The organism is Oceanirhabdus sp. W0125-5 (assembly GCF_027938815.1).
In the GTDB taxonomy this organism is placed as follows: Bacteria; Bacillota; Clostridia; order Clostridiales; family Clostridiaceae; genus Oceanirhabdus.
In genome coordinates this window covers 4,992,166-5,016,444 of sequence record NZ_CP115913.1, presented here as the reverse complement: position 1 = coordinate 5,016,444, position 24,279 = coordinate 4,992,166, and the positions used below count along the sequence as shown (strand labels likewise).

Annotated in this window: 28 protein-coding genes and 1 other annotated feature; of the genes, 23 read left to right on the top strand and 5 right to left on the bottom strand. The window is 29.1% G+C overall.

The features are described 5' to 3' along the window. Positions 1–130: 130 nt before the first annotated feature. Together OW730_RS23290 and OW730_RS23285 are read left to right on the top strand one after the other, a co-directional pair. Entirely contained in the window at positions 131–1,114 is a 984-nt protein-coding gene (locus tag OW730_RS23290; protein ID WP_271226443.1) for a phosphotransferase enzyme family protein, read from the top strand. Positions 1,115–1,310: 196 nt separating this feature from the next. Next, complete coding sequence (locus tag OW730_RS23285) at positions 1,311–1,850, top strand: GNAT family N-acetyltransferase (protein WP_271226442.1); 540 nt, start codon at positions 1,311–1,313, stop codon at positions 1,848–1,850. 97 nt (positions 1,851–1,947) lie between these two features. Here the strand turns inward: OW730_RS23285 and gltX are convergent, their stop codons facing one another. After that, positions 1,948–3,621, bottom strand: a complete 1,674-nt coding sequence (gltX, locus tag OW730_RS23280; protein WP_271226441.1) for a glutamate--tRNA ligase — start codon at positions 3,619–3,621, stop codon at positions 1,948–1,950. Between the two features lie 102 nt (positions 3,622–3,723). Then, positions 3,724–4,034, bottom strand: a binding site (T-box leader). 322 nt (positions 4,035–4,356) lie between these two features. Between gltX and OW730_RS23275 the strand changes: the two genes are divergently transcribed. The 9 genes from OW730_RS23275 (at position 4,357) to OW730_RS23235 (ending at position 10,028) form a co-directional block, all read left to right on the top strand. Further along, positions 4,357–5,007 carry a hypothetical protein gene (locus OW730_RS23275; RefSeq protein ID WP_271226440.1) on the top strand — a complete coding sequence of 217 codons (651 nt, stop codon included), beginning with the start codon at positions 4,357–4,359 and terminating at the stop codon, positions 5,005–5,007. A gap of 273 nt (positions 5,008–5,280) precedes the next feature. Further along, a complete protein-coding gene (locus tag OW730_RS23270) occupies positions 5,281–5,862 on the top strand; it encodes a GNAT family N-acetyltransferase (protein ID WP_271226439.1) in 582 nt (193 codons plus the stop codon). 151 nt (positions 5,863–6,013) lie between these two features. Then, the gene (locus OW730_RS23265) at positions 6,014–6,481 is read left to right on the top strand and encodes a pyridoxamine 5'-phosphate oxidase family protein (RefSeq protein WP_271226438.1); all 468 of its coding nucleotides are present in this window, start codon (positions 6,014–6,016) and stop codon (positions 6,479–6,481) included. Between the two features lie 29 nt (positions 6,482–6,510). Beyond that, positions 6,511–6,945 carry an NUDIX hydrolase gene (locus tag OW730_RS23260; protein WP_271226437.1) on the top strand — a complete coding sequence of 145 codons (435 nt, stop codon included), beginning with the start codon at positions 6,511–6,513 and terminating at the stop codon, positions 6,943–6,945. Between the two features lie 245 nt (positions 6,946–7,190). Further along, positions 7,191–7,556: a MazG nucleotide pyrophosphohydrolase domain-containing protein gene (locus OW730_RS23255; RefSeq protein WP_271226436.1), complete on the top strand. Its 366-nt coding sequence runs from the start codon at positions 7,191–7,193 to the stop codon at positions 7,554–7,556. 277 nt (positions 7,557–7,833) lie between these two features. After that, positions 7,834–8,376: an RNA polymerase sigma factor gene (locus OW730_RS23250; RefSeq protein ID WP_271226435.1), complete on the top strand. Its 543-nt coding sequence runs from the start codon at positions 7,834–7,836 to the stop codon at positions 8,374–8,376. A gap of 58 nt (positions 8,377–8,434) precedes the next feature. Beyond that, positions 8,435–8,572: a hypothetical protein gene (locus OW730_RS23245; RefSeq protein WP_271226434.1), complete on the top strand. Its 138-nt coding sequence runs from the start codon at positions 8,435–8,437 to the stop codon at positions 8,570–8,572. 148 nt (positions 8,573–8,720) lie between these two features. Further along, positions 8,721–9,263, top strand: a complete 543-nt coding sequence (locus OW730_RS23240) for an RNA polymerase sigma factor (protein WP_271226433.1) — start codon at positions 8,721–8,723, stop codon at positions 9,261–9,263. Between the two features lie 15 nt (positions 9,264–9,278). Next, positions 9,279–10,028, top strand: a complete 750-nt coding sequence (locus tag OW730_RS23235; protein ID WP_271226432.1) for a DUF4367 domain-containing protein — start codon at positions 9,279–9,281, stop codon at positions 10,026–10,028. A 136-nt stretch (positions 10,029–10,164) separates the two neighbouring features. Here OW730_RS23235 and OW730_RS23230 read toward each other — a convergent pair whose 3' ends face one another. Further along, positions 10,165–11,961, bottom strand: coding sequence for a TPR domain-containing glycosyltransferase (locus tag OW730_RS23230; protein ID WP_271226431.1), 1,797 nt, complete (start codon positions 11,959–11,961; stop codon positions 10,165–10,167). A 289-nt stretch (positions 11,962–12,250) separates the two neighbouring features. On the opposite strand from OW730_RS23230, the gene OW730_RS23225 reads away from it, so the two are divergent. From OW730_RS23225 to pdxT, 11 genes are all read left to right on the top strand, one after another. Continuing rightward, a complete protein-coding gene (locus tag OW730_RS23225; RefSeq protein ID WP_271226430.1) occupies positions 12,251–13,903 on the top strand; it encodes a hypothetical protein in 1,653 nt (550 codons plus the stop codon). Between the two features lie 403 nt (positions 13,904–14,306). Then, positions 14,307–14,837 carry a hypothetical protein gene (locus OW730_RS23220; protein ID WP_271226429.1) on the top strand — a complete coding sequence of 177 codons (531 nt, stop codon included), beginning with the start codon at positions 14,307–14,309 and terminating at the stop codon, positions 14,835–14,837. 62 nt (positions 14,838–14,899) lie between these two features. After that, entirely contained in the window at positions 14,900–15,385 is a 486-nt protein-coding gene (locus OW730_RS23215) for a hypothetical protein (protein WP_271226428.1), read from the top strand. Between the two features lie 26 nt (positions 15,386–15,411). After that, positions 15,412–15,930 (top strand): hypothetical protein, encoded by a 519-nt coding sequence (locus tag OW730_RS23210; RefSeq protein ID WP_271226427.1) that lies wholly within the window; start codon positions 15,412–15,414, stop codon positions 15,928–15,930. 261 nt (positions 15,931–16,191) lie between these two features. Then, a complete protein-coding gene (locus tag OW730_RS23205) occupies positions 16,192–16,515 on the top strand; it encodes a hypothetical protein (RefSeq protein ID WP_271226426.1) in 324 nt (107 codons plus the stop codon). A gap of 46 nt (positions 16,516–16,561) precedes the next feature. After that, positions 16,562–16,879: a hypothetical protein gene (locus tag OW730_RS23200; RefSeq protein ID WP_271226425.1), complete on the top strand. Its 318-nt coding sequence runs from the start codon at positions 16,562–16,564 to the stop codon at positions 16,877–16,879. A 294-nt stretch (positions 16,880–17,173) separates the two neighbouring features. After that, the gene (locus tag OW730_RS23195) at positions 17,174–17,497 is read left to right on the top strand and encodes a hypothetical protein (RefSeq protein WP_271226424.1); all 324 of its coding nucleotides are present in this window, start codon (positions 17,174–17,176) and stop codon (positions 17,495–17,497) included. Between the two features lie 62 nt (positions 17,498–17,559). After that, a complete protein-coding gene (locus tag OW730_RS23190) occupies positions 17,560–17,874 on the top strand; it encodes a hypothetical protein (protein ID WP_271226423.1) in 315 nt (104 codons plus the stop codon). Positions 17,875–17,986: 112 nt separating this feature from the next. Next, entirely contained in the window at positions 17,987–18,262 is a 276-nt protein-coding gene (locus tag OW730_RS23185) for a hypothetical protein (RefSeq protein ID WP_271226422.1), read from the top strand. A 420-nt stretch (positions 18,263–18,682) separates the two neighbouring features. Continuing rightward, on the top strand, positions 18,683–19,552 hold the full coding sequence (gene pdxS, locus OW730_RS23180; protein ID WP_442945387.1) for a pyridoxal 5'-phosphate synthase lyase subunit PdxS: 870 nt from the start codon (positions 18,683–18,685) through the stop codon (positions 19,550–19,552). Between the two features lies 1 nt (position 19,553). Further along, on the top strand, positions 19,554–20,117 hold the full coding sequence (gene pdxT / locus OW730_RS23175; protein WP_271226421.1) for a pyridoxal 5'-phosphate synthase glutaminase subunit PdxT: 564 nt from the start codon (positions 19,554–19,556) through the stop codon (positions 20,115–20,117). Positions 20,118–20,197: 80 nt separating this feature from the next. Here the strand turns inward: pdxT and OW730_RS23170 are convergent, their stop codons facing one another. Continuing rightward, a complete protein-coding gene (locus OW730_RS23170) occupies positions 20,198–20,668 on the bottom strand; it encodes a hypothetical protein (protein ID WP_271226420.1) in 471 nt (156 codons plus the stop codon). Positions 20,669–20,792: 124 nt separating this feature from the next. After that, positions 20,793–21,530 carry a DUF4184 family protein gene (locus OW730_RS23165; protein ID WP_271226419.1) on the bottom strand — a complete coding sequence of 246 codons (738 nt, stop codon included), beginning with the start codon at positions 21,528–21,530 and terminating at the stop codon, positions 20,793–20,795. 177 nt (positions 21,531–21,707) lie between these two features. On the opposite strand from OW730_RS23165, the gene OW730_RS23160 reads away from it, so the two are divergent. Beyond that, entirely contained in the window at positions 21,708–22,004 is a 297-nt protein-coding gene (locus OW730_RS23160) for a late competence development ComFB family protein (RefSeq protein ID WP_271226418.1), read from the top strand. A gap of 47 nt (positions 22,005–22,051) precedes the next feature. Here OW730_RS23160 and abc-f read toward each other — a convergent pair whose 3' ends face one another. Then, positions 22,052–23,833, bottom strand: coding sequence for a ribosomal protection-like ABC-F family protein (gene abc-f / locus OW730_RS23155; RefSeq protein WP_271226417.1), 1,782 nt, complete (start codon positions 23,831–23,833; stop codon positions 22,052–22,054). Between the last annotated feature and the right edge of the window lie 446 nt (positions 23,834–24,279).

Sequence of the window (24,279 nt, the reverse complement as noted above, 5' to 3'; positions counted from 1 at the left end):
TTTATATATAAGAGAAGGAGAAAAATATGATATTTGAAAAGAGAGTAATAATTAGACAATATCGATATTGTGATGAGAATAGTATTTCTAAGTAGTAGAGCAAAAGCTTAATTACTTAGGAGGGGTTAAAATGAAAGAAGTTATTCAAAATGATATTAGAAATAATCTAAAAAAAATAATAGAAAAGAAATATAATATAGCAAAATTAATTGAAATAGGTGGATATCAAAACTTTATATATGAAGGTGAAATTAATAGTAGAAAGTATATATTTCGTATAACTGATGCTTCTCATAGAAATAAAACCCAGTTAAGAGAAGAGATAGAATTTATTAATATACTATTTAATAATGGCGCTCCAGTTAATAGACCTGTAAGATTTCCTTCGTTTGATTATGTTGAAGAAATTAAGAGTATTAAAGAAACTTATTTCATTTGTATCTTTGAAAAAGTTAATGGAGTAAACTGGAATGAAAAACCTCAAACAGATGAAAATATTTTTAATGCAGGTAAAGCATTAGGAATGATGCATAGAATTGTACAAAGAACAGAAAAGAATTTTAAAAGAGATGCTTGGGATAAAAACCAATACTTACAAGTAGCTAAAGAGGTAATACCAGATGAAAGTATTCATAATAAATTGGATGAGCTTATAAATAGGTTAAATCAATTACATAAAAGTAAAAATTCATATGGACTGATTCATAGTGACTATCTTTTTTGTAATATGCTTTATGATGGAGATGATATAACTGTTATTGACTTTGATGAATGTGAATATAACTGGTTTGCTTATGATATAGCAGTATACTTATTTTATTATATTATAGGAGCTAATCCAAAGCATATGGATATTGAGCCTAATGAGAAATTATTCAAAACTTTTATGGCAGGATATAAGGAAGAGAATCAAATTGATATATTCTGGATCGAAAATTTAAATGAGTTTTTTAGATTAAGAGAATTTGTTTTATTAAGTTCAATATATAGAAGTTCAAATCTAGATTCTTTAGGTAAATGGCAAAAGGATTATATAGAAGTAACAGAAGATAGAATTAAAAATGATATACCATTTGTAGATATAGATTTTAAAAAGCTTTATGAAGAGATTTAAATTTAAAATAAAGTGTTATTATCAATTATTTTGATGATAACGCTTTTCTCTTATGGAATTCAACGATACCCCAAAATAAAAAGTAATCAACTTTTATTCGGAATTATTTGTGATAATGTTCCAGTAAAAAAATGATGATATAATTTAAAAGAACTAAATATTACTGAAAATAATGAGGTTATATGGGGGAACTATTATGAAAGTAGAAACAGTTTTAGCAACTAAAGAAACAGAAAATATTATTAAAAATTTTTATCCACTGTATCTGCATGACTTAGCAGAGATTTATGGAGACTTACCAAATGAATATGGGATATTTGAAGAGGAGCCAATAAAAACTTTATCAGAACAGTATGATGTACAAAATGTATGGTTCGAAAATCCTGAACACCTATACCCATTTATTATAATGGTTGATGGTAAACCTGCTGGTTTTGACTTAGTTTCAATTAAGCCGTATGCTCCTAAAAGTACGGACTACTACCTTTATGAGTTCTTTTTATTAAGTCCGTATAGAGGAAAAGGTATTGCAGAGGAAGCAGCTAAACAGGTGTTTGACAGATTTAAAGGTAAGTGGGAATTGTATACTAGTCATACCAATAATGATAGAGGACAAGGTTTTTGGAGAAAGACAGTAAGAAATTATACTGGTGACAAATATGAAGAAACTAGTGGAGAAACTTTTTTTAAGGATGGCATAAAAACAATATTTAGATTCAATAATAGTGAAATATAAAGTGTGTTATGACCCAAGGACATATGATCCAAGGGTCATAATTTATAGAATTATAAATAGCAAGTTGATGTAAGTAAAAAATATTGATGAACCGTACCTAAGTTGTCTTATTTGTCTTATTAAAACAATCTAATCTTTTCAATACCCTATCGTCTCCAAGTACTTTAATAATAGAATAAAGATCTGGTGAAGATGTTCTTCCTGTAAGGAGTATACGTATAATACATGCAGCATCTGCAACTACTCCTTTATATTGGTCTGGAGCTTTTTTGTACTGTGATTTATTTTTAGCAAAACCAAAATCTAGTGCACAAGTTTTAAGTTTATCAAACCATACTTCTTTAGAATCATCAAAAGAAAAGGTTTTAAGATAACTTGAGATGAATAACTTTGCATCTGCTAAAGATAAAGTAGAAGGAAGCATATCTTTGATTTGTGACTCATTAATAGAAAACAATGAATCATAGAAAAAAGAAATATAATCAAAAACTTCACTCCATACTGCAATATCTTTACGTGGTTTATCACAGTGTCTATCAATATTTAATATATTAATAAAATAATCTTTATCACACTTCAAAAGATTATTTAATTTTGAATCATATTTTTCACTCCATACTAAACATTTATTGTAAATATCATCAGCAGGCATTAAAGAGATTCTATCTTTACTAATATGATTTAGCTTATCTACATCAAACAATGCACCAGCACTATTCATTTTGGAGAATGAAATCTTGAAGTCATCAGGAGATGAATTTGGATTAAGTTTCTTCCAATCTTCATAGTCTGAATTAATAAGTTGAAGAAGATACTCTTTAACAATAGAGAAGTCGTACCCTTTAGTTCTATAATATTCTAGTGATATCTCAGGATCCTTTCTTTTACTAAGTTTTCGCTTAGATGTTCCATCCATTTTTAACAATGTAGGAATATGCGCATACTTAGGTGCAGGATATCCTAGTATATCAAAAAGTTGAAGATGTATTGGGGTTGAGGAAAGCCACTCTTCTCCACGTATAACATCTGTAGTTCTCATTAACATATCATCCACAGCATGAGCAAAATGATATGTTGGAAGGCCATCTTTCTTCATTAATACAACATGAAGAATATTTTCAGGCATTGATATTTTACCTCTTATGGAATCTATAAAATCAATTCTATTATCAGGTACACCTTGGGATCTAAGTCGTATTACATATGGAAGACCTGACTGTATAAGTTGTATATACTCATCTATTGAACAATTAGAATACTTAGCCCACTCACCCCAGCAACCAGGTAGTAGTTTTTTATTCATCTGCTTGTCACGAATATCTGAAAGCTCATCTTCAGTTAAGAAACAAGGATAGGCTAATCCTTTTTCTACTAAGTCTTTTATAAATGTTTGGTAAATGTCTTTTCTAGTGCTTTGAATATATGGACCATAGTCTCCTTTGTATTTATCATGATCTATCATACCCTCGTCAAATGGAATATTGAACTCCTTTAAGGCAGAAATAATATCATCGATACCATCAGAAACAAATCTTTTCTGATCAGTATCTTCTATTCTAACAAAGAAAATTCCATTACTTTGATGAGCTGATTTTTCTTTAATAAGAGACGCATACATTCCACCGAGATGTTGAAAACCTGTAGGACTTGGAGCATAACGGGTAACAATCTTCTCAGGAGAAAGATTTCTCCTAGGATATTTTTTAAGATAAAAATCAATATTTTTATCTACATGTGGAAAAAGTAAATCTGCTAATTTTTTGTTATTCATAAGTAATTCCTCCTAATAATTTATTGTTATAGTTACTAAAGCTGATATGAGTGATTCAAAAGCGGAAATAAAAAACTAAAATAAAAAAGCTCTCATCCTAAAACATAGGACGAGAGCGTAGCTTTCGCGGTACCACCTAATTTGATTCTTCAACTTTGTATACAATCAATAAACTTTCTAATGGAATATATGAATAAGTATACTTTACAGAATCCACTCAATCAGTACTAACATACTGTGCTGTCTTTAACGGTTAGCCTCCGTAGTTCGTAATCACCATAAGAATAAATATTATGGGTTTCTGAACTCCACTCCAGAGCTTCTTTCTTCAGGTCTATTTGTTGAATTTCCACCATCATCAACTCTCTTTAAAATAGATAAAACTGAATACTATTCTCTTTCTTTGTGTTTATTAATTGTTTTTAAAATTATAACAGCATTTATAAAAAATGTAAAGGGGGGATTTAAAAAATAATTAATGACATACAAGTGGGGGACGGTTCATAAATAGTTATATAAGGTAGGTAAGATGGGACAAGTCAGGGACGGTTCATAAAAAGTTAGTTGGAAGCCTGTCCATGCCTGCGGATAAAATAAATTTATGAACCGTCCCCAGCTTGTATGTTGTTTCAATATTATTCCATAAGTGTAACCATTGAAACGTATATTTATATAAAAGTAAAGTAAAATTAATATTATTAAACAAATATATATTGATAGACGAGGTGTTTATATATGTTTAGTGAAGAATGTTTAGAAAAATATGATTTTAAAAATGATGATTCTAGGGTATTAAAAGAAGCATATATTTATGCTTTAAAGGGGTTAGCGATAGTAGGGGCACATAGTGCAGACTCTGGATTAGTAGATTTAGGTGTGAATAGAGTATTTATTAAATCAATAGATGACTTATTAAATAATTTGGATGAGAAGGTCCTTATGAACAATATATATGAGATTATTGAGATAAGGGATGAACTGATTAGAAAAGTAGGTTATGTTTCAAAAAAGGTATATAATCAAGGAGATTCACTTTTTAAAAAGGTGGTTAAAGTGTTTTACCCATCAAAGGAAGAAAAATCGCCATATTTACATGATGCACCTTCGTGGTATCCAACTAATGAAGAAGATATTTATAAAACTGGAGTTAAAATAATTAATGAATTAGAGAAGAATCCCTTGAAAAATAAACTTCAATTAATTACTTATGGAGCATTAGGAGTTTATGAAATGTTGGATAGATCAGATTATAATAAGAAATATAGAAGAAATTTAATTGAATTCATGATGAAAGTTTTAGCTTCCACATTGAATGAAGAATTAACTGCTGAACAGTTAGATGATATTGTAAGGAAAATTGATAGGAAATATAGTAACAATTCATAAGTACTAAGAGAATATGTGTATCTAAATGATTACAATATTGATTTAGTGATGTCCAAGCTTTTAATATAAATTAATGAACCGTCCCCGCGAGTGGCTTGTCCAAACTAGCATTCTATAAGTTTTTATGAACCGTCCCCTGTTTTTGAATTATGTAAACAATGATTATAATCGTTTGTTACCTAGCCTTGATATTATGAAAATGATATAGTTTTATTTGTGATGTAATAGTAAAAAATCATTACAGAAGTACTATTTATTTCGGGGGAAGACTAGATGATTATAAGAGAATATGAAGCAAAAGATGAAAGAGGATGGGTAGAGTGTAGAGTTTTATCTTTCTTGGATTGTGCGTATTTTGATAATGTATTAAGAGAGAAAGAACATTATCAAAATCCTTCAATTGAATTAGTTGCAGAGATAGACAATAAGATAGTGGGTTTAATCGATATAGAATATGAAACAGAAATTGGTACAGTGTGCTCAGATGGTAAAGAATTAGGAGCTATGATATGGCATATTGCAGTACTAAGGGAATATAGAAGCTTAGGGATAGCAACACAGCTATTTAACACTGCTATAGAGAAATTAAAAGAAAAAGGAATCAGTTTGATAGAAGCTTGGACACGCGATGATAAGTGGGTCAATGATTGGTATATTAATAGAGGATTTGAATGGCAGGAATCGTATCTTCATATATATAAAACATATGAAGATAATTGCACTGTGGCAAAATCAGTAATTGAAAAGCTATATTTATGTGATACATTTTGTCACTATGTAGGTGAAGATAAAGAAGAAATGAAGAAAAAATTTAAAAGAGTTCATGAATGTAGTTTATATAAAAAAGTAATTTAATATTGTAAATGAAAGTCACCTAACTTTTAATAAGTGGTGACTTTATTTAGATATACTTAATTTTATAAAATAAAGGGATATATTAAATAATATAGAAAAATATACAATATGCTTATATGAGATAATTTAATTAATATACGGGAGGGATATTATGAGACTTAATTTTGAAACTGTTAAAGGTATATTAGAAAGAGAAAAACTTCTTTCTTTAGCAACAGCAAATAGTAAATATCCAGACAATTCAGTTGTTTGTTTTGCATATGATGATAATTTTCATTTGTATTTCGGTAGTTATTCGGACACATTAAAATGTAGAAATATAGAAGAAAATCCATATGTTGCAGTGACGGTAGGAACATTACAGATTCATGGAATTGCTAAGATTGTACCTTATGATAGTGAGGAATACAAAAACAAAAGAGAAGTTTATGATAAGCGCTTTCAACAATATGCAGCAGTTTTTGAAAAGATTAATAATGAATTATATGAAATTACCCCTCTTGTAATTTGGAATTTTAATACCTCATTAGGTGAAATGAATAGAGATGAATTGATATTTGACGTTGATTATTACAAATCAATAAATCCTTATAAATTTCATGAGTATGATAATAGATAATAAAATTTTACCTATGGGGGGGAAAAGAAATGTACATTATTAATGTTGAAGGTGCTATTTATAATAATGACAAATGGCTAATGATTAAAAGAAGTGAAAAAGAAGAACATGCACCAGGTGAAATTGCTTTTATAGGGGGAAAAGTAGAGGGTTTGGGATTTTCTCAAAATATATTAGAAGAAAACATAAAGAGAGAGATAATGGAAGAGGTTGGGGTAGAAGTAGAGGAAAATATGTACTATGTAAATAGTAGTTCATTTGGTACTGATAAAGGCGAATGTGTAGTGGATATCGTATTTCTTTGTAAATATAAAAGTGGAGATCCATATTGTAAAGGAATAGATGAAGTTGAAGAGGTATTTTGGATTTCAAAAGAAGAAATATTTAAAAATCATAATCTTACTCCATGGTTCAAGAGAAATATCGAGATGGCTGATGTTTTAAGAAGAAAAATAAACTTGTAAAAAATAATAGGGGACGGTTCATAAAAAGTTAGTAGATAGCTTGTACACCTAAGTATTTGTAATAGTATACTATATGTACAAGCTAACAGCTAAAAATTAATGAACCGTCCCCATAACAATAACTTGTCCAATCTCGAACACTAATAAGTTTTTATGAACCGTCCCCAGCATATCCCCAGCATGTACTTAACTTATTTTTATGGTATAATTTTCAATATAAATTACATAGCAAGGGGATGGAGTAAATGAGTGACTTAAGAATATCAGATATGTTAAATATGTCCCATGAATTATGGGATAAGAATAAAGAAAAGTGGTCACCTATGGAGCCAGAGCATGGGAAGACATTTATATTATATATGATAGAGGAAGTTGGAGAAGTTATTTCTGTTATAAAGAAAAAATCAGTTGATGAGATTATGAATGATAAAGAGGTTAGAGCGCATTTTGTAACAGAACTTGGAGATGTTATGATGTATTATATGGATGTTCTTAATAGGTTTAAGATAACTCCACAGGAATTTAGTGAATTATATCTTAAGAAATTTAATAATAATATGGGTCGAGATTATGAAAAGCAATATAAAGATTTGAAGTTTAGTAAAGAATAAATAATTTTTATATGTTTAACGAGATGAGGAGATGGTCTTCTCATCTTTTATTATATCTAAAATAAATTACCTAAGTTAAAAAAGTAATGAATATTTGAAGCATAAATTTTATAATAATTTCTGCACTTTAAGAAAAATTAAAAAAATTTAAAGAAAATTTAAAATAAACATAACTTTTTCAAAATACTTTCGTATTATAGTCATAATACGAGAATAAAAATGAAAATAATTACCAAAACAATGTGGAATTTAATAATGAGTGACAGGAGCAGAGATTATGATGGACATTTTAAATTGTGATAAGGACAATTTTTTTGAGTTTCAAAATGTAACAAGAAAAATACATAAGGATTTATATATTTTCTTATATAGTATGTGTGAGGATAATTACATAGTTAAAGATGCTATGAGGAACGTATTATTAAAGGGGTATAAAAGATTTAATACTTTTAATACTATCGAGGATTTTAAGATATGTTTGTTTAAAATAGCTAAGCTGGAGATGAATAATATAATTAAAAAAAATAATAGATATAATGATAGAAGCATAGAATTATATAAGACTATAACTGTAGATAAAAGAAATTATGGAAATCAACAGGACAAGCTTGTAAAGAAAGACACAAAAGAAATGATAATGGAAGCTGTTGAAAGTTTAGATAAAAATTTGAGAGAGATAATGATTTTAAAATATTATTATAATTTATCCTTTGAAAAAATAGCAGAAATTCAAGAGTGCGATATTAATATAATAAAATTAAATCATAAAAACGCTAAATGGGCTATAAAAGAATATTTATGTGAAGCTTTTGATATTTAAATTAAAATTTTGATAGATTACTTTAAAAAAATAGATGTTTAAAAGAGGAGAAAATTTTATGATAAATGATAGTATAGAATATTTAATTGAAAAGAGTTTTGAAGACTTTGAGGAAAAGATGGAATTAAAGGGAATGATAATTACAGATATTAATGATATACTAAATGAATTAAGAGATAAAATCGAAAATAGATAGAAATTTTACTTAAAGGTGAGAGGTTAAAACTTCTCATCTATTTATTTGCAAAAAAAAATCAAAAAATTTAATGAAAAATAAAACGTTTTTTAAATTGATATAGTCTTATATATGTAAAATCAATAAACGTTTATTAGGAGTAGAAATTATGAGTGGTAATTTAAATTGTGAAAAGGATAGTTTTTTAGAGTTTGAAAAGCTAGCACAAACTGTACATAATGATTTATACATTTTCTTATATAGTATGTGCAAGGATAATGAAATAGCAAACGATGCACTGCAGAATGCATTTATGAAGGGGTATAAAAGTTTCCATACATTAAAGAATACTGATGATTTTAAGAGTTGGATTTTCACCATAGGTAAAAGAGAGTTGTTTACTATAATCCAAAAAAATAAAAGACATCATTCTGAGAATATAGAGACAGTGACTAAGGGGAATATTCTTATGGAATCACAGCAAAATCCAGAGGAAGAGTATTTAGTTAAAGAGAAAAAGAAGATAGTTATGAAAGCTATAGAAAGCTTAAAAGAAGACTTACAAGAGATTATTCTTATGAAATATTATCATAATATATCCTTTGAGAAGATAGCTAAAATTCAAGGTATAAATGTTAATACAATTCGTTCAAAGCATATGAGAGCAAAGCGTTATATTAAAGAGTATTTATATGATACTCATGGGATTTAATGGAGGTGAAAGGTTATGAAGAAAGATAATATAGAGAATTTAATTGAAGAGAGTTTAATAGATTATGAAGAAAAGATGGAGTTAGAAGGAATGATTATTCCCGATTTTAATGAGACAATGAATAAGGTGAAAGATAAAATTAATAAAGAAGATAATGAGAATATAAATATTTTAGAGTTCAATAAGAAGTATAAAAGGAGCGAGGGATTTATGAAAAAGCAGGTTAAAAAATATGTAGCTGTAGCAGCGATGTTATCAATTTTAGTAGTTGGAGGAGGGGTTTACTCTTTGGTAGGAAATAATAGTAATGGAAATACCCCAGGGGTTACTGAAAAAAATACTGAAAATGGAGGAGTTCAGATTCCAAATCCATGGGTAAATGCTGATTCAGTTGAAGAAGTAGAGAAGGAATGTGGATTTGAGATAGAGGAATTTAATTATTTACCAGAGGGATTTAATAAAAGCGAGATAGTATATTTAAAAAGTGATGATGGATTTATAGTGAGACAATTTGCACGTAATTCAGCTGAGGAAAGAATTAGCATTGAAAAGATTAATAAGAATATTGAAAATGATGGAGATTATACTGTATATGATAAAGAAGAGACAATAAATGTAGGAGATTTACTTGTTACAGTTAAATATACAGGTGAAGATTTAAAGAAAGCTCAATGGGAAAAAGGGGATTTTAAGTATTCAATAATGAGTGATAATAAAATCCAGCTTGAAGATATGGTAAAGATAATTGAAGGGTTAAAGTTTTAAAAAGCTCAGAATATTGATATATAATAAAAAATTCATAGATAATTATTAAGCTAGTCAACCTAAAAAGAAAATAGGTGGCTAGCTTTAAGTATTTAGACTTTTAATTTTAGCGGTACCGTAGGTAGATTTTTAAACATTAAGGTTCTTTAATGTTTAAATTATATAAAATTCTTGATCCCTCTTCATCTATTAGATTATTTATAGCAATTGATTTCATCAATTCATTTTTACTAAGAGGATAATTATCATACTTATAATAAAGTTTTCCTAGGTTTAGATGGATATCTTTTGAAGATATTAAATCTAGAAGACCAAGGGCTTTATCGAAGATTTTATTTTCCTTAATATCTAACAAAATTTCAAAAATATTTAAAATTATAAATTGATAAGTGATAGAATGTTTTTCATCTGAAGTTAGAATTTCAGGGGTATAACCTGTTATGAGTGCATATAATGAATTGCAAACCTTCCCAATTAGTCCATCAGTGGAAATGGAGGTTTTAAGGATAGCATCATCTTTTAAGTATATACCTAGTAAAAGTAAATATGGTTTAGTTAGTTCTAATAATTGTTTATTATTTAAATTCATTAAAAGAGACAAACTTTCTTCATAATTCTTATTATGAAATTCACATATACCTTTAAAATAGGTGAATTTGGATATTAAATCAGCTTTCATCTCCTCAGGTATATCTTTAGACTTTAAATTTTGCATTCCTTTATCTGCATAAGAAAAAGCTAAATTATAATCTTTTTCTTCTATAAGAATATTACAGATGTATATATAATCTTTTTCTTTTTTACTATTCAATATAAGTTTAAGAATTTCTTCGATTTCTTCAGTTGAAGCTTTTAATTTATACAAGCAATGAACTATGGTTCTTAATGAATCAAAGTCAGAGACTTCAGGGTAACTAATAAGTTCTGTGCAGTAATATGCACATTTTTTATAATCTTTGAACTCATAATAAATTTTACATAAAAGTTCTAGAGGTCTAAAATTACCTGCTCCTTTAATACAGGTTAATGAAGTGTCTGATTCACCCAAGGATAAAGCTTTTTCAAAATCATCTATAGCTAGAGTAGGTTTTCCTAAATAGTAATTTATACAGCCTCTTAAATAGTAAAGGGCGGTAAAGGTCGGGTAGTGTTCTAAAGCTGTTTCAGCATAATGATAAAATTGGTCGAAAGATTTTAAAGATTTACAGCATAACGACATTCTTAATACAAGCATAGGGTAAAAATTATTTTTAGGATCAATCAATTCGTAGGATTTTAAATAGTAATTAAATGCTTCTTTATAATTTCCAAGAGCGTAATGTTCACTTCCCATGTTAAAAAGATTAAATGTGTCATCAGGATCTTTTTCTAACAAACCTTTTAATATTTCCATATTCCTTTCACGTTTATGTTTTTTCTCAACTATAGAGTGCAAATATCCATAATGATATATATCAACAGGAGCATTTTTAATTCTAAGGTTAGGATTAACTCTTTTTATAACTGATATAAGCTGGTTGTGTACTGCTCCCTCATATTTATATCCAGGTTTATTTTGAAATAGTCTAGGATTAAGGTTAACAGCAATATTCTTTTTATCATTTTCATTAATTATGTTTAAGGTATTGAAGCAGTATACGTCTATACTAGTATCTGTTGTAAGTTCTCGGATGTAGTCTTTCTGATTGTTTTTTAATTCATCATCAGCATCAAGTATAAGAATCCAATCTCCCGTAGCTTTAGAAAGAGAGAAATTCCTAGCAGCAGAAAAATCATTTATCCATTTAAAAAAGTAAACATTAGGAGTGTATTTTTTTGCAATTTCAACTGTAGAATCAGATGAACCAGTATCTACAATGATGATTTCATCAGCGATTCCTTCAGCGCTTTTCAAGCATCTTTCTAAGTTATCCTCTTCATTTTTAACTATCATACATAGACTTATCAAAAACATCACTTCCTAAAATTTAGTTTATAATAAGGCTTTAATATATGGCTATAAAATCAAAAAGAGCATTTCATATACAATATTAAAACTTTACTACATTATCAATGTATGAAGTAACAAAAGTTTTGACACAAGAAACTGTTTAATATTTTAAATGAATATTTAAGTGCATACACTAACGTATAATTTTTTTCATATTATACTAATAAGAAAGTTTGAATCACATTTTATTACAAAAGAATAAAACTATAAGTTTCAGGGAAGGATGAATAAAATGCCTTTTATAAATAGATTTACAACTACAACTCAGGGTGCAATGACATTTACAGGAAACACTTTGGGATTAAGTAAAGAATCGAATACCAACAATTCAGGAATACTTCACTCCATTGGAGCATTTATTACTTTAAATACTGTGCATCAAGTACCAACTTATCCATTTCCACCAGGAACAACTTTGAATTGGCAGGAAAATAGTTCCCAGGCAAATTTAGTTATTCCAGCAGGAAGTACTATACTTTATGCTGAACTGATTTGGGCAGGACAATACAGAACAGGTACTGTTGATGAGAGTGCCTTTATAAATCAGCAAATTAATTTTACGACCCCGATAGGGACTTCAAGTATCTCGCCAGATCCTGCAACTGTATTTAATATGACATTCGGTACTAAATTATGGTATGTCCGTTCAGCAAATGTTACTTCTTTAGTACATGCAGCAGGTGCAGGAGCATACAGTGTTGGAGGAATAGTTGGTACAGTTTTAAATACAGATAATAGTACAAATGCTGCAGGATGGACTCTAGCAGTAGTTTATGGGAATGCATCTCTACCAACACGCAATATGACTTTGTTTGTAGGGGCTGAGGTAATTAGTACTACTACAGGAAACATCGATACCACTATTAGTGGTTTTATTGCTCCGCCTACTGGTCCAATTAATGCAAGAATTTTAGTTAGCGCATCAGAAGGTGATACTAATATTACTGGAGATCAGCTACTTTTTGGAGAAACTATAGGTACAATTTCAAATTTATCAGGACCAAGGAATACTGCTAATAATTTTTTTGCTTCACAAATTAATGATGATTCAGGAAATCTTGATACAAGTGGGTCTTTTGGTAATCAAAATCATAATTCAATAACAGCAACAAATATTGTTGCAGGTCGACAGGGATGGGACATTACAAACGTAGATGGATCAGCTCAAATGAACAATGGACAGACTTCAGCAGTAGTTAGGTTTACTACTGGAGGTGATGCATATTCCCCTAATGCATTGGGGGTGCAAATAGATTCACTTCCAACAGAAGAACCAGATATAGAAGTTATTAAGTGTACTGATAAATTGACAGTTACAAATGGAGAGATTATTACCTTTACAATCATAATAAAAAACACTGGAACCGCTGATGCAGAGAATTGTGAATTAACAGATACAATCCCAACAGGAATGGAGTTTATACCAACAACTGTTGCAATAAATGGGGTATCTAATGTTAGTGCTAATCCCAATAATGGAATAGATTTAGGAATTATTAAAGTAGATGATATAGTTACAGTAACTTTCATGGTTATGGTTGATGCAGCATCTACACCAGTCGAGATTACTAATAATGCAACTTTGGATTATGAGTATTTTACCATTGCAGATACAGCAGTAAGTAATGATGTAACAATTTTAGTTAAAGATGATTTAACAAATCAGGATACTTTATATTATTATGCTGATACTCTTCAAGATTTTGCTAATGATTTCTGTAATAATGTCATACCCACAATAGTAAATTTAATATCCACAGATATTAATAAAGTTGTTGATATATTGGAATCTGAATTATGCAGCTGTAAAAATAATGAAGATTTAATTGCTAAGGGAGTTTGTGATATTGCAAAAGATTCAATAGAGGATGACAGATGTATGTAATTTTTAAGTTTATTAATAAAATATATTTCTTAAATCATAAAAAATTAGTAGATGTAAGGGTATAAAAAGCGAACTGAGAGTTGAAAGTTGAGAGTGGAAAACGCTTGATATTTCTCTCCGAGAAATTATAATTTTAATGTTTCTTATACAACAAGAGGGGTTCTCGTTTCATTTCAATGAAATATTGTATTTATATACAATATTTTATGTAAAAAGAAAATGAGTACCCTCATTTTGGTCTAATAACAACTTCTTTTAAAGGTTAATAGTGTACATTCAAAAGTGTTTTATTTTTTTATAATATTAATTATTTGATATCCTTTTGCCAATCTAAATCATAATATAATAGTGAAACACGAATATAAAAGTCATACAAAAAGATAAGTGAGGTGTATGATGAAAAATGAGTAATGGTTGCAATTGGTGTAAAAATAGCAATTCTAATGGTAAAAGAAATTTTAAAGATAAGTGTTATGATTTTCTTTGTGTAGAAGATGACGATGAAAGTGTATATGGATATGTTTATAGATTTGAAGAAGTTGCTTTATTTAATATAGCAGAGGGGGATCCAATTCCTTTTACTTCAACCGGGATTACAAAGGGGATATTTCATGATGCAGTTAATTTGCCAGATCAAATTATTATACTTGAGCCTGGCATATATAAGATTACATTTTTCGTAAATAGTGGTACTGCTGATTATTTTGGAATAGAATTCAATGGTACTGTACTGCCACAAACAATTTATAGAACCTTGTCAGCACAAGGAATACAAATGGGGCAGGCGCTTATTACTGTAGCAGAAGCAGGGACTGTTATAAGATTATTAAATCTATTTAGCAATATTCAGCTCTTGCAAATAGGTGGAGGGGCACCAGTAGCGGTAAATGCTTCTTTGCTCATAAAAAAAATTGCGGATCTTTTTCTAATCTAAAATTTTCAACCTATTCTTATTAAAACATTTAAGATTTACAGAAAAGAGGTGGATGAAATATAATGAGTGGTTTTAAAGATAAATGTGCTACATTTCTGTGTGATGAACTTAAAGATGGATTTGGATACTTTTATAGATTTGAAGAAGTTGCTACTTTCCCCCTAAGTGTTGATAATACTCCAATTCCCTTTAATCAAGATGGGCCTGTAAGGAGCTTGGAGCATGATAAAGTTAATACACCAGAAGAAATAAAATTTCTTGGAACAGGTGTATTTGAAGTGACTTTTTTTGTAAATAGTGGAGGGCCAGATTATTTTGGTATTGAATTAAATGGAACAGTTCTTCCAGAAACAATTATTAGAACTAGATCAACTGCAGGAATAGAATATATGCAGGCACTTATTAGAGTGAGTTGTCCTAATTCTATTCTAAGAGTACTATTTTTATTTAAAGCACCATCTACACTTGCACGACAAAATAGTGCAGTAGGTGCCCCAGTAGCTACTAATACAAGCCTAGTAATAGTAAGAGTAGGAGATTTGGTTTAAGAAACAATGGAAAGAGGTGAAATATAATGAGCAGAGGATGTATATGTGGTGGAAACAGTGGAGACGGGTTTAAAGATAAATGTTTTGAATTTCTTTGTGAAGATGATGGGGTATTTGGATTTTTTTATAGATTTGAAGAAGACTCTACTTTTCCCTTACCAGCAAATAATACTCCAATTCCCTTTAATCAACAAGGTCCTTTTAGAGGAATATTTCATGATAAGGTTAATACACCTGAAGAAATAAAATTATTAAAGACAGGAATATATGAAGTAACCTTTTATGCTGATAGTGGAGGACCAGATTATTTTGGCATTGAACTTGCAGGAACACTTCTTCCAGAATCGATTTACAGATCAAGGTCAGCAGCTGGAATAAAGTATGGACAAGTGATTATTAGGGTAGATACTCCAAATACCCTTCTTAGATTTCTATTTGTATTTAGAGCACCATCTACACTTGCAGCAAAAAATAATGCAGTTGGAGCACCTGTTGCTGTTAATGTAAGTTTGAAAGTTATAAAATTAGGGGAAGTCCCTGTATGATTTATAAATAATAAACATCCCATACTGTTGTGATTAAACAAGGGTTTGGGGTGTTTTAATGTAAGATAAATAACATCATTGTTTTGGGAAAAATAAAAATAAAAAAATACAGAATAATTTTGTAACACATATAGAGATTTAAGAATATCAATAAAACTATGAGAGGGATTTAGAATGTAATGACAAATCTCTCGGGGGAATATATTAGCAAATATCAATGATATATTCTGTAAAAATATAAAAGTATTGGAGGTATGATTAATGGCATTTCCAGTTACACCCGCTACATTATCAGATTTTCAAAGTATTGACGCTTTAACAGAAGCAGAAGCAGGGATAATCCAATGTATGGCAACATTATTCTGTAACACATTATTACCTGGTATTACAGCAATATCTAATACTGCAACAGGAGGTACTTTAGAAAATAATATTGAAGTAAGAGCAGAATTGGTAAAAGATATTTTATGTAATTATGCTTGTAAAGAACTTTCAATTGCTGATTTAATAAGTGCTATTTCATGTAAACTTGCTGTAGACAGAGGATTAATTAAGTCAGAATGTGATTGCGATTGTGAATTTTAAGTAATAGCAAAAAGTATAAAAACAAATAGAATTGGAGGTATTATTAATGGCATTTCCAGCTCAAGCACCAGTATTAACTGATGAACAATCAATTGATGTTATTATAGAATCGGAAGTAAGTATAATTCAATGTATGGCGGATTTATTTTGTAATACATTAATCAATGATATAGCTTTATTACCTACTATAGAAAAACAAACAGCGGTATTGAAGAAGATTATGTGCGGTTTTAATGCTAAAGAAAGTGCAATTGCAGCAGTAGTAGGAGCAAGTGCTAAGAAGAGTGCAGTAGATTTAGGTATAGATCCAAGTCTAGTAAACTGCTGTTTATGTAATAAATGTAATTGTGAAAAAGAAAAATAATTATTCACAATAACAAGAAGGGTACAATTTTACTTAATAAGTAAATAGGTTAAATTAATATTTTATTTAGACTGTCAATTTAAATTTGGCAGTCTAAATTTTATTACAAGTGATTAAAATAAATAGAATAAAAAAAAACAAATATTGAGTAACACATACAAAATATTTAACATAATATTAACTAGGAGATTGATTAAGAACAAAATAAAGTATCTCCTATTGAATATTTGAATAAAAACTATTGAAGTATTCGATAAATAAACTAATAGAAATTAAGTATTGGAGGTATGATTAATGGCATTTCCAGTTACACCGGCTACATTATCAGATTTTCAAAGTATTGACGCTTTAACCGAAGCAGAAGCAGGGATAATTCAATGTATGGCAACATTATTCTGTAATACACTATTGCCAAATATTACTGCAATATCAAATACTGCAACTGGTGGTACTCTAGAAAATAATATTGAAATAAGAGCAGAATTAGTTAAAGATATTCTATGCACTTATGGATGTAAAGAACTTTCAATTGCTGATTTATTAAGTTCTATTGCATGTAAACTTGCTGTAGATAAAGGATTAATAAAAGCAGACTGTGATTGTGGTTGCGAGTTTTAAGTGTTAAGAGTTTTAATTAAAGAGAAAAAGTAAGAAAAGAAATAGAATTGGAGGTATGATTAATGGCATTTCCAGCTCAAGCACCAGTTTTAACTGATGAGGAATCAATTGATGTTATAATAGAATCAGAAGTAAGTATAATTCAATGTATGGCAGATTTATTCTGTAATACTTTAATCGAAGATATATCTTTATTGACTACTATTGATAAACAGGCAGCTACATTGAAGAAGTTAATGTGTGGTTTTACAGCTAAAGAAAGTGCTATTGCAGCAGTAGTAGGGGCAAGTGCTAAAAAGAGTGCTGCGGATTTAGGTATAGATCCTGCTAAGGTTAATTGCTGCTTATGCAATAAATGTAATTGTGAGGAGAAGTAGTATTAATATTTAAGCAAGGTAATTAAAAAAGAAATAATTGCAATGGCGGCAGGTAATTTATACTAATTAAGGTGTGGTAAATTTTCCGCTTGATTATGAAGGGAGTGAGTTAATGGAGGAGTTTTTTTGTGATTCTAATTGTACTAGAAATGATATAGCTTATGAGATGTTGAAAGCTGAATCTAAGATGTTATGTTGTTTAGTACGTTTATTTTGTGAAAATTTAGCTCCAGATATAGCAGCTATAGAAGATCCGATTAAAAAAGCTGAGGTTACTAAAAAAATAGTATGTGCTTATGCTTTTAAGGAAAGTGCTATGTCAAAGCTGGTTGATGTTTTAAGAAAATTTGATGAACTTGACGAAAGTCACTGTTATCACTTGGAATAAATTTTGTAAAGCATACAATAGGGTTTATAATATTTCCTTCAGATTAAATTAGTTAGTATATTATTACTTTATAACACATAGTTGTATGTAAGTGATACAAATGTTAACAATCGTCATTTCACAATATTTCAAAATGAAATTCAATAATAAAATTTTTATTTTTAGTGCTTCATTATTAATGAAGCACTTTTTGCTGTCAAAATTCTTAATATACATTGATTTTTAGCACCCATAAGATGCTATTAAAGTGTACCCATACATTTTCCATAATGGTAAAAATATCATATAATGTGATTGCGGGCCTGTATTTTGAATTATTTTATTTTTTTTACTTTTATGTTTATATATTGAATATTAAATATCATATATAAATAAATTAGTTTTTACATAATAAAAAAATTACAAATCGGGGGTATAATTATGGCAAATTCAAATTTAAATAAAAACTTAGCTCAAATGCTTAAGGGTGGAGTTATAATGGATGTTACAAATGCAGAACAAGCAATTATTGCAGAAAAAGCAGGTGCTTGTGCTGTTATGGCACTTGAGAGAGTTCCAGCGGATATAAGAAAACAGGGTGGAGTTGCTAGAATGTCTGATCCTAAGATGATTAAGGAGATTCAAGAGGCAGTATCTATACCTGTTATGGCAAAAGTAAGAATAGGACACTTGGTTGAAGCTCAGATTCTAGAAGCAATAGGAGTGGATTTCATAGATGAAAGTGAAGTTCTTACACCAGCTGATGAGGAATATCATTTAGATAAAAAAGCTTACAATGTGCCATTTGTATGTGGTGCAAGAAATCTTGGAGAAGCATTGAGAAGAATTGGAGAAGGTGCTTCAATGATAAGAACAAAAGGGGAAGCAGGTACAGGAAATGTTGTAGAGGCTGTTCGTCATATGAGATGTATGATGGACCAAATGAGAATGGTAAAGAATGCTCCTAGAGAAGAGCTTATGACAATTGCAAAAGATTTAAATGCACCTTTTGATTTGATTGAATATGTTTGGGAAAATGGAAAGCTTCCAGTTGTAAACTTTGCTGCTGGTGGAGTTGCAACACCTGCTGATGCAGCTTTAATGATGCAGTTAGGGTCTGAAGGGGTATTTGTTGGATCTGGAATATTTAAATCAGGTGATCCTGAGAAAAGAGCACAGGCTATTGTTAAAGCTGTAACTTACTATAATGATCCTAAAATGCTAGCAGAAATATCAGAGGATTTAGGAGAGCCAATGTCAGGACTTGAAATAGATACATTAGAAAATAAATACGCTGAAAGAGGATGGTAGAATGAAAATAGGTGTGCTAGCGCTTCAAGGGGCATTTATTGAGCATATTAATCATCTTAAAAAGCTTCATTGTGAAACAGTTGAAGTTAGAAAAGTAGAAGATTTGAATAACATAGATGGTATTATTATTCCTGGGGGAGAGAGTACAACCATGAGTAAACTCTTGAAGGAGACCGGAATAATGGAATCAATTAGAGAGAAAATTAATCAAGGACTTCCAGTGTGGGGAACTTGTGCAGGTATGATAATTCTTGCTAAAGAAAATGAAAATCATCCTATAGATGGACTTAAAGTTATGGATATAAAGGTAAGAAGAAATGCTTATGGAAGTCAAATAGACAGTTTTGAAGAAATGGTTGATATTAAAGAAATTTCTCAAAATCCACTGTCTTTAGTATTCATACGAGCACCATATATATATGAACATGACTCCAAGGTTCAAATTTTATATAAAAAAGATGGAAAAGCTGTAGCTGCAAAACAGGGTAATATGTTTGCAACAGCTTTCCATCCAGAATTAACTGATAATCTGGAATTTCATAGATATTTTTTATCTATGTGTTGAGGGGTAAATAATATTTAATAGCAATAAATTAGGAAAGTCTAAGATGGCTTTCCTTAATTTATTTTATAGAAGTAAAGGTATTATTCTATATTAACTGAGAATGCGTAGTAAGCAGTTCCTTCTTTCCAAGTAGCAAAAACTTCATACACAAATGAGCCTTTTTCTTCTGGTGCAATAATTTCACCATCAATAACTTCTTGTTTATTTTTAATATTATCTTTCCATAGAGTAACTATATATTCCTTTGGTTCATTTTTGAAATTCAAGATAATAGAGGAACTAGGTTTTATATTAAGAGGTTCTTTTTGGTCTTTTGCTAATTCCGGTGGTGCTTCTGAATCAGATTGAATAGATGTTTCTGTCCCATCTCCATTATCTACGGTCCAACTATATGTTCCAAGAACTCCGGTAATACTTTTATTATCAACTGTTACAGTTAATTTTGGAGGATTTGTTGAAGATGTTACATTATCAGATTCCCTTTGATTTTTCTGGTTACAACCAACTATAAGAATTGATAAAAATAGTATCATGGTAAATAATTTTTTCATTTATATATCTCCTATTCTGTACATAAATACTTTTAATTAATATACGAATTATGTAATAAATAGTTAGAAGTATTTTACAATTTATTCTTAATAAATAATAGTGAAATAATATGAAGAATTATGCTCACTTCGTCAAAGAAGATATATATAATCCAATAAATAAACCATTTATACTGCAGACTACTAATCCTCCTATTGAATTAAGATTTCCAATTAAATATATTACTAACATAAATAGAATCATTATTAATACTGTTTTAAGAAAATATATTACCTTTTCTGATTTTCTTAATTTAGGTATTGATATATTAGTACTAATGAAATTATTTTTAAAAAAGCCTTTTAAAATATAAGTAACAATAATAACTGCCCCAATTATAGTGCTTCCATGTTGAAGTATTTTATAAACTGGGATATTATAATTCAGTATATGTAGAGATTGTTGAAAAAAAGAAAATTTATCAACAAAATATCCACTTTTGTGAGTAAAGGAATCCCAGAAAACATGCGTTATCATACCTAATAGAGCACTGTAACAAAAAATAATCATACCTTTTAGTGAGTAATCAGTTTTTTCTTTATAACAATTACAAAAATAAACTTGTATTCTTTCTGGTAGATGAGCAATTAAGCTATCTCGTATATTCTTAATAAATATATAATTAATTAGTAAACATAGTGGTATATTAAGAATAATAAAGCCAAAGAATGTATGTCCATAATGACCACTTGGTTTGAGATTAATAAAATATAAAAAATCAGGACCCATGCTACCTAAGATTAAGCCTAAAAGACTAAAGTATTTAAAAAATTTCTTTTTTAATGGGAATGCAACTACAGCGTGTGAAAATGTGAATGGCATAAAATACTCAACTCTCCTTAATAATTAACGATATGTATATTATACTGGAATTTTAACTCAATACAAATTATTAGGGATAAATTTCACATATTTTTAAAATTACGTATGTTTTTAAAAAGGAAATAGTAATTGTTTGTGGAACTATAAACAATATGAACTTTATACGGAGGAGAAACAATGCATAAATTGAAAAACTATAATGAGGAAATTGTTGAACATTTGACACCAAAAATATTAATGGAATATGATAATATTTGCAAATGCGATAAATGTATATTAGATGTTAAAGCTATTGCATTAAATTCAATGCCTCCTAAATATATTGTTACTAATAAAGGTGAGTTATTTACTAAGCTTAATGCTGAATTTAATAATCAACAGATTATAGATACTACTAGAGCTATAACTCAGGCTATTGAATTAGTAAGAGAAAAACCACAACATGATTTTAAATTTTGTAAAAAAGATAGATAAAATCACATCTACCTATAGTTGGTAGATGTGATTTTTTATTAATATTATTAACTATTTAACATTTGTCTATATTTCTCAAGTTCATGGGTAAGAGAAAAGAAATAATTTAAATTTTCTTCTTTTTCTTCAATTGATAAATACTTTTTATCCAGTTCAGATGAGGCTACAGCTAGTTCGCATTCAAGTCTAAGTATATTTGCATGAATGAAATTATAGCTATCTCCCACACGAAGCTTTTCTTTATTCTCGCATATTTTCTGTAGATAGTAATCATAATCACCCTCATAACTTACAAGTTTATGATCCTCAATGGTAACAACCTTGTTAGCTAGAGCTTTCGCGAAATATCTATCATGAGAAACAAATAACATTGTTCCTTTATAATTCTTAAGGGCATTCTCAATAGTTTCCCTAGAGACTAAATCCATATGATTAGTAGGCTCATCAAGAACTAAGAAATTACACTTACTTGCAAGAAGTTTACAGAAGGATAGACGACTACGTTCACCCATACTGAGATTGCCTACTTTTTTATAAAGTGCATCTAGTTTGAATAAAAAACATGCAAGAAGATTATTTGTATCTTTTTTATTTAAGCCACAATCCATAATCTCCTGTTGAACAGTATTATCAAGGTTCAAGTTTTCTATTTCCTGTGAAAAATATCCTATCCTAAGAGAGGGATTAACCATAATTGTTCCTGAATCTCTAGGTTCTAAGTTCATAAGCATTTTTATGAAGGTAGTTTTACCAGTTCCATTAGCACCTAAGAGAGCAATTTTATCACCTGTTGAAATATTAAGAACTGCATTATCAAAGATAATTTTGGTTCCAAATGCCTTCTTTAGGCGATTTACCTTTACTAAATATTTGGGGTGTTTTGGAATATCAATCATTTTGTTGAATAAATCATAAACAGCACTCATATCCTCCTTAGGAATAAGAACACGATTCTCATTAATTCTATTTATTTTAACCTGAACAGCTCTATAAGCTTTGTGTTGCTTATTTGAGGTTTGTTTCATAACACCTTGAGAAAATACATCTCTATTTCTATCAAGTGCATTTGCTTTAAAGAACCAATTAAGTTTTTGTTCAGCATTTTTTTCGAGCTGCTTTAACTCTCTATCTTGAATATTTCTTTGTCTTTGAAGATCCGTAAGTTTTATGGACTTCTGAAGTTTATAGTTTGAATAATTACCTTTATATTCTTTGAGAAGAGTTGGTTTCATCTCAATAATTCTACTAACAGTTTTGTCTAAGAAGTATCTATCATGTGAAATAATTATAACTGTAGTTTCAATACTATTTATAAATTTTTCAAGCCAAGATATTGCTTTCATATCAAGGTTATTTGTAGGTTCATCAAGTACAAGAACATCAGGGTTCTTTATAAGAGCCATACATAATGAGAGTCTTGTTTTTTCTCCACCACTAAGATGTTTATATTTTTTCTTAAGATCTCTCTCTCTAAATCCAAGTTCCATTAAAGAGGATTTTATTTTTTTTAGATAGCTATTTGTATTGCATTCGGAATTCAATTTTGATGAAAATTCCTGAATAATCTTGCTTACGGACTCATTATCAGGAAAGTTATCATTCTGTTTCAAGTAAGAAAATATCTGGTTTTTTGGTTGATACTCAATGTAGGAATATTGAGCATTGTCATGCTCCTCTATACCCATAAGGATTTTAACAAGAGTAGTCTTACCAACACCGTTAGCACCAATAATCCCAACCTTCTCACCAGTATGAATTTTTCCTTCTAGAGAATTGAAAATATCTATTCCATTAAAAGATTTGTGTATATTATAAAATTTAATACTCATATATAAAGTCACTCCTTTTGTCATCAATTATTTACGGTTACTTGTCTTGAACAAGCCATATAGAATAATAAGACAATGGTAGTGATGTCATATAATCAAGTCTAAACCGAATAAATAGGTTAAATATCTATATAAGTTTTTTAAAAACAAAAGCTGTATTTAAATGAATGATAATCAATTAAAAATAAATTGATCAATCCAAATAAACACAGCATACTATTCGTATAAATATTTAATTTATTTCTGTTCAAAGAATAAAGAGTATAGAATAATAACGTAGCTCTACAATATAAGCCCAAGAAAATATAAATTGGGAGTAGGCGATATTCTTATAATAAGAACAGAAAAAAATACAATTTAATGATATAAAAGTATGAATTCAGTGCTACACTTGGATTAAGGCATCACAAACAAAACCAATAAATTTATCTTTTAAAATTTAAGGT

Coding starts and splice junctions, on each gene's coding strand:
- OW730_RS23290 (WP_271226443.1), top strand. CDS start 131: ATGAAAGAAGTTATTCAAAATGATATTAGAAATAATCTAAAAAAAATA.
- OW730_RS23285 (WP_271226442.1), top strand. CDS start 1,311: ATGAAAGTAGAAACAGTTTTAGCAACTAAAGAAACAGAAAATATTATT.
- gltX (WP_271226441.1), bottom strand. CDS start 3,621: ATGAATAACAAAAAATTAGCAGATTTACTTTTTCCACATGTAGATAAA.
- OW730_RS23275 (WP_271226440.1), top strand. CDS start 4,357: ATGTTTAGTGAAGAATGTTTAGAAAAATATGATTTTAAAAATGATGAT.
- OW730_RS23270 (WP_271226439.1), top strand. CDS start 5,281: ATGATTATAAGAGAATATGAAGCAAAAGATGAAAGAGGATGGGTAGAG.
- OW730_RS23265 (WP_271226438.1), top strand. CDS start 6,014: ATGAGACTTAATTTTGAAACTGTTAAAGGTATATTAGAAAGAGAAAAA.
- OW730_RS23260 (WP_271226437.1), top strand. CDS start 6,511: ATGTACATTATTAATGTTGAAGGTGCTATTTATAATAATGACAAATGG.
- OW730_RS23255 (WP_271226436.1), top strand. CDS start 7,191: ATGAGTGACTTAAGAATATCAGATATGTTAAATATGTCCCATGAATTA.
- OW730_RS23250 (WP_271226435.1), top strand. CDS start 7,834: ATGATGGACATTTTAAATTGTGATAAGGACAATTTTTTTGAGTTTCAA.
- OW730_RS23245 (WP_271226434.1), top strand. CDS start 8,435: ATGATAAATGATAGTATAGAATATTTAATTGAAAAGAGTTTTGAAGAC.
- OW730_RS23240 (WP_271226433.1), top strand. CDS start 8,721: ATGAGTGGTAATTTAAATTGTGAAAAGGATAGTTTTTTAGAGTTTGAA.
- OW730_RS23235 (WP_271226432.1), top strand. CDS start 9,279: ATGAAGAAAGATAATATAGAGAATTTAATTGAAGAGAGTTTAATAGAT.
- OW730_RS23230 (WP_271226431.1), bottom strand. CDS start 11,961: ATGATAGTTAAAAATGAAGAGGATAACTTAGAAAGATGCTTGAAAAGC.
- OW730_RS23225 (WP_271226430.1), top strand. CDS start 12,251: ATGCCTTTTATAAATAGATTTACAACTACAACTCAGGGTGCAATGACA.
- OW730_RS23220 (WP_271226429.1), top strand. CDS start 14,307: ATGAGTAATGGTTGCAATTGGTGTAAAAATAGCAATTCTAATGGTAAA.
- OW730_RS23215 (WP_271226428.1), top strand. CDS start 14,900: ATGAGTGGTTTTAAAGATAAATGTGCTACATTTCTGTGTGATGAACTT.
- OW730_RS23210 (WP_271226427.1), top strand. CDS start 15,412: ATGAGCAGAGGATGTATATGTGGTGGAAACAGTGGAGACGGGTTTAAA.
- OW730_RS23205 (WP_271226426.1), top strand. CDS start 16,192: ATGGCATTTCCAGTTACACCCGCTACATTATCAGATTTTCAAAGTATT.
- OW730_RS23200 (WP_271226425.1), top strand. CDS start 16,562: ATGGCATTTCCAGCTCAAGCACCAGTATTAACTGATGAACAATCAATT.
- OW730_RS23195 (WP_271226424.1), top strand. CDS start 17,174: ATGGCATTTCCAGTTACACCGGCTACATTATCAGATTTTCAAAGTATT.
- OW730_RS23190 (WP_271226423.1), top strand. CDS start 17,560: ATGGCATTTCCAGCTCAAGCACCAGTTTTAACTGATGAGGAATCAATT.
- OW730_RS23185 (WP_271226422.1), top strand. CDS start 17,987: ATGGAGGAGTTTTTTTGTGATTCTAATTGTACTAGAAATGATATAGCT.
- pdxS (WP_442945387.1), top strand. CDS start 18,683: ATGGCAAATTCAAATTTAAATAAAAACTTAGCTCAAATGCTTAAGGGT.
- pdxT (WP_271226421.1), top strand. CDS start 19,554: ATGAAAATAGGTGTGCTAGCGCTTCAAGGGGCATTTATTGAGCATATT.
- OW730_RS23170 (WP_271226420.1), bottom strand. CDS start 20,668: ATGAAAAAATTATTTACCATGATACTATTTTTATCAATTCTTATAGTT.
- OW730_RS23165 (WP_271226419.1), bottom strand. CDS start 21,530: ATGCCATTCACATTTTCACACGCTGTAGTTGCATTCCCATTAAAAAAG.
- OW730_RS23160 (WP_271226418.1), top strand. CDS start 21,708: ATGCATAAATTGAAAAACTATAATGAGGAAATTGTTGAACATTTGACA.
- abc-f (WP_271226417.1), bottom strand. CDS start 23,833: ATGAGTATTAAATTTTATAATATACACAAATCTTTTAATGGAATAGAT.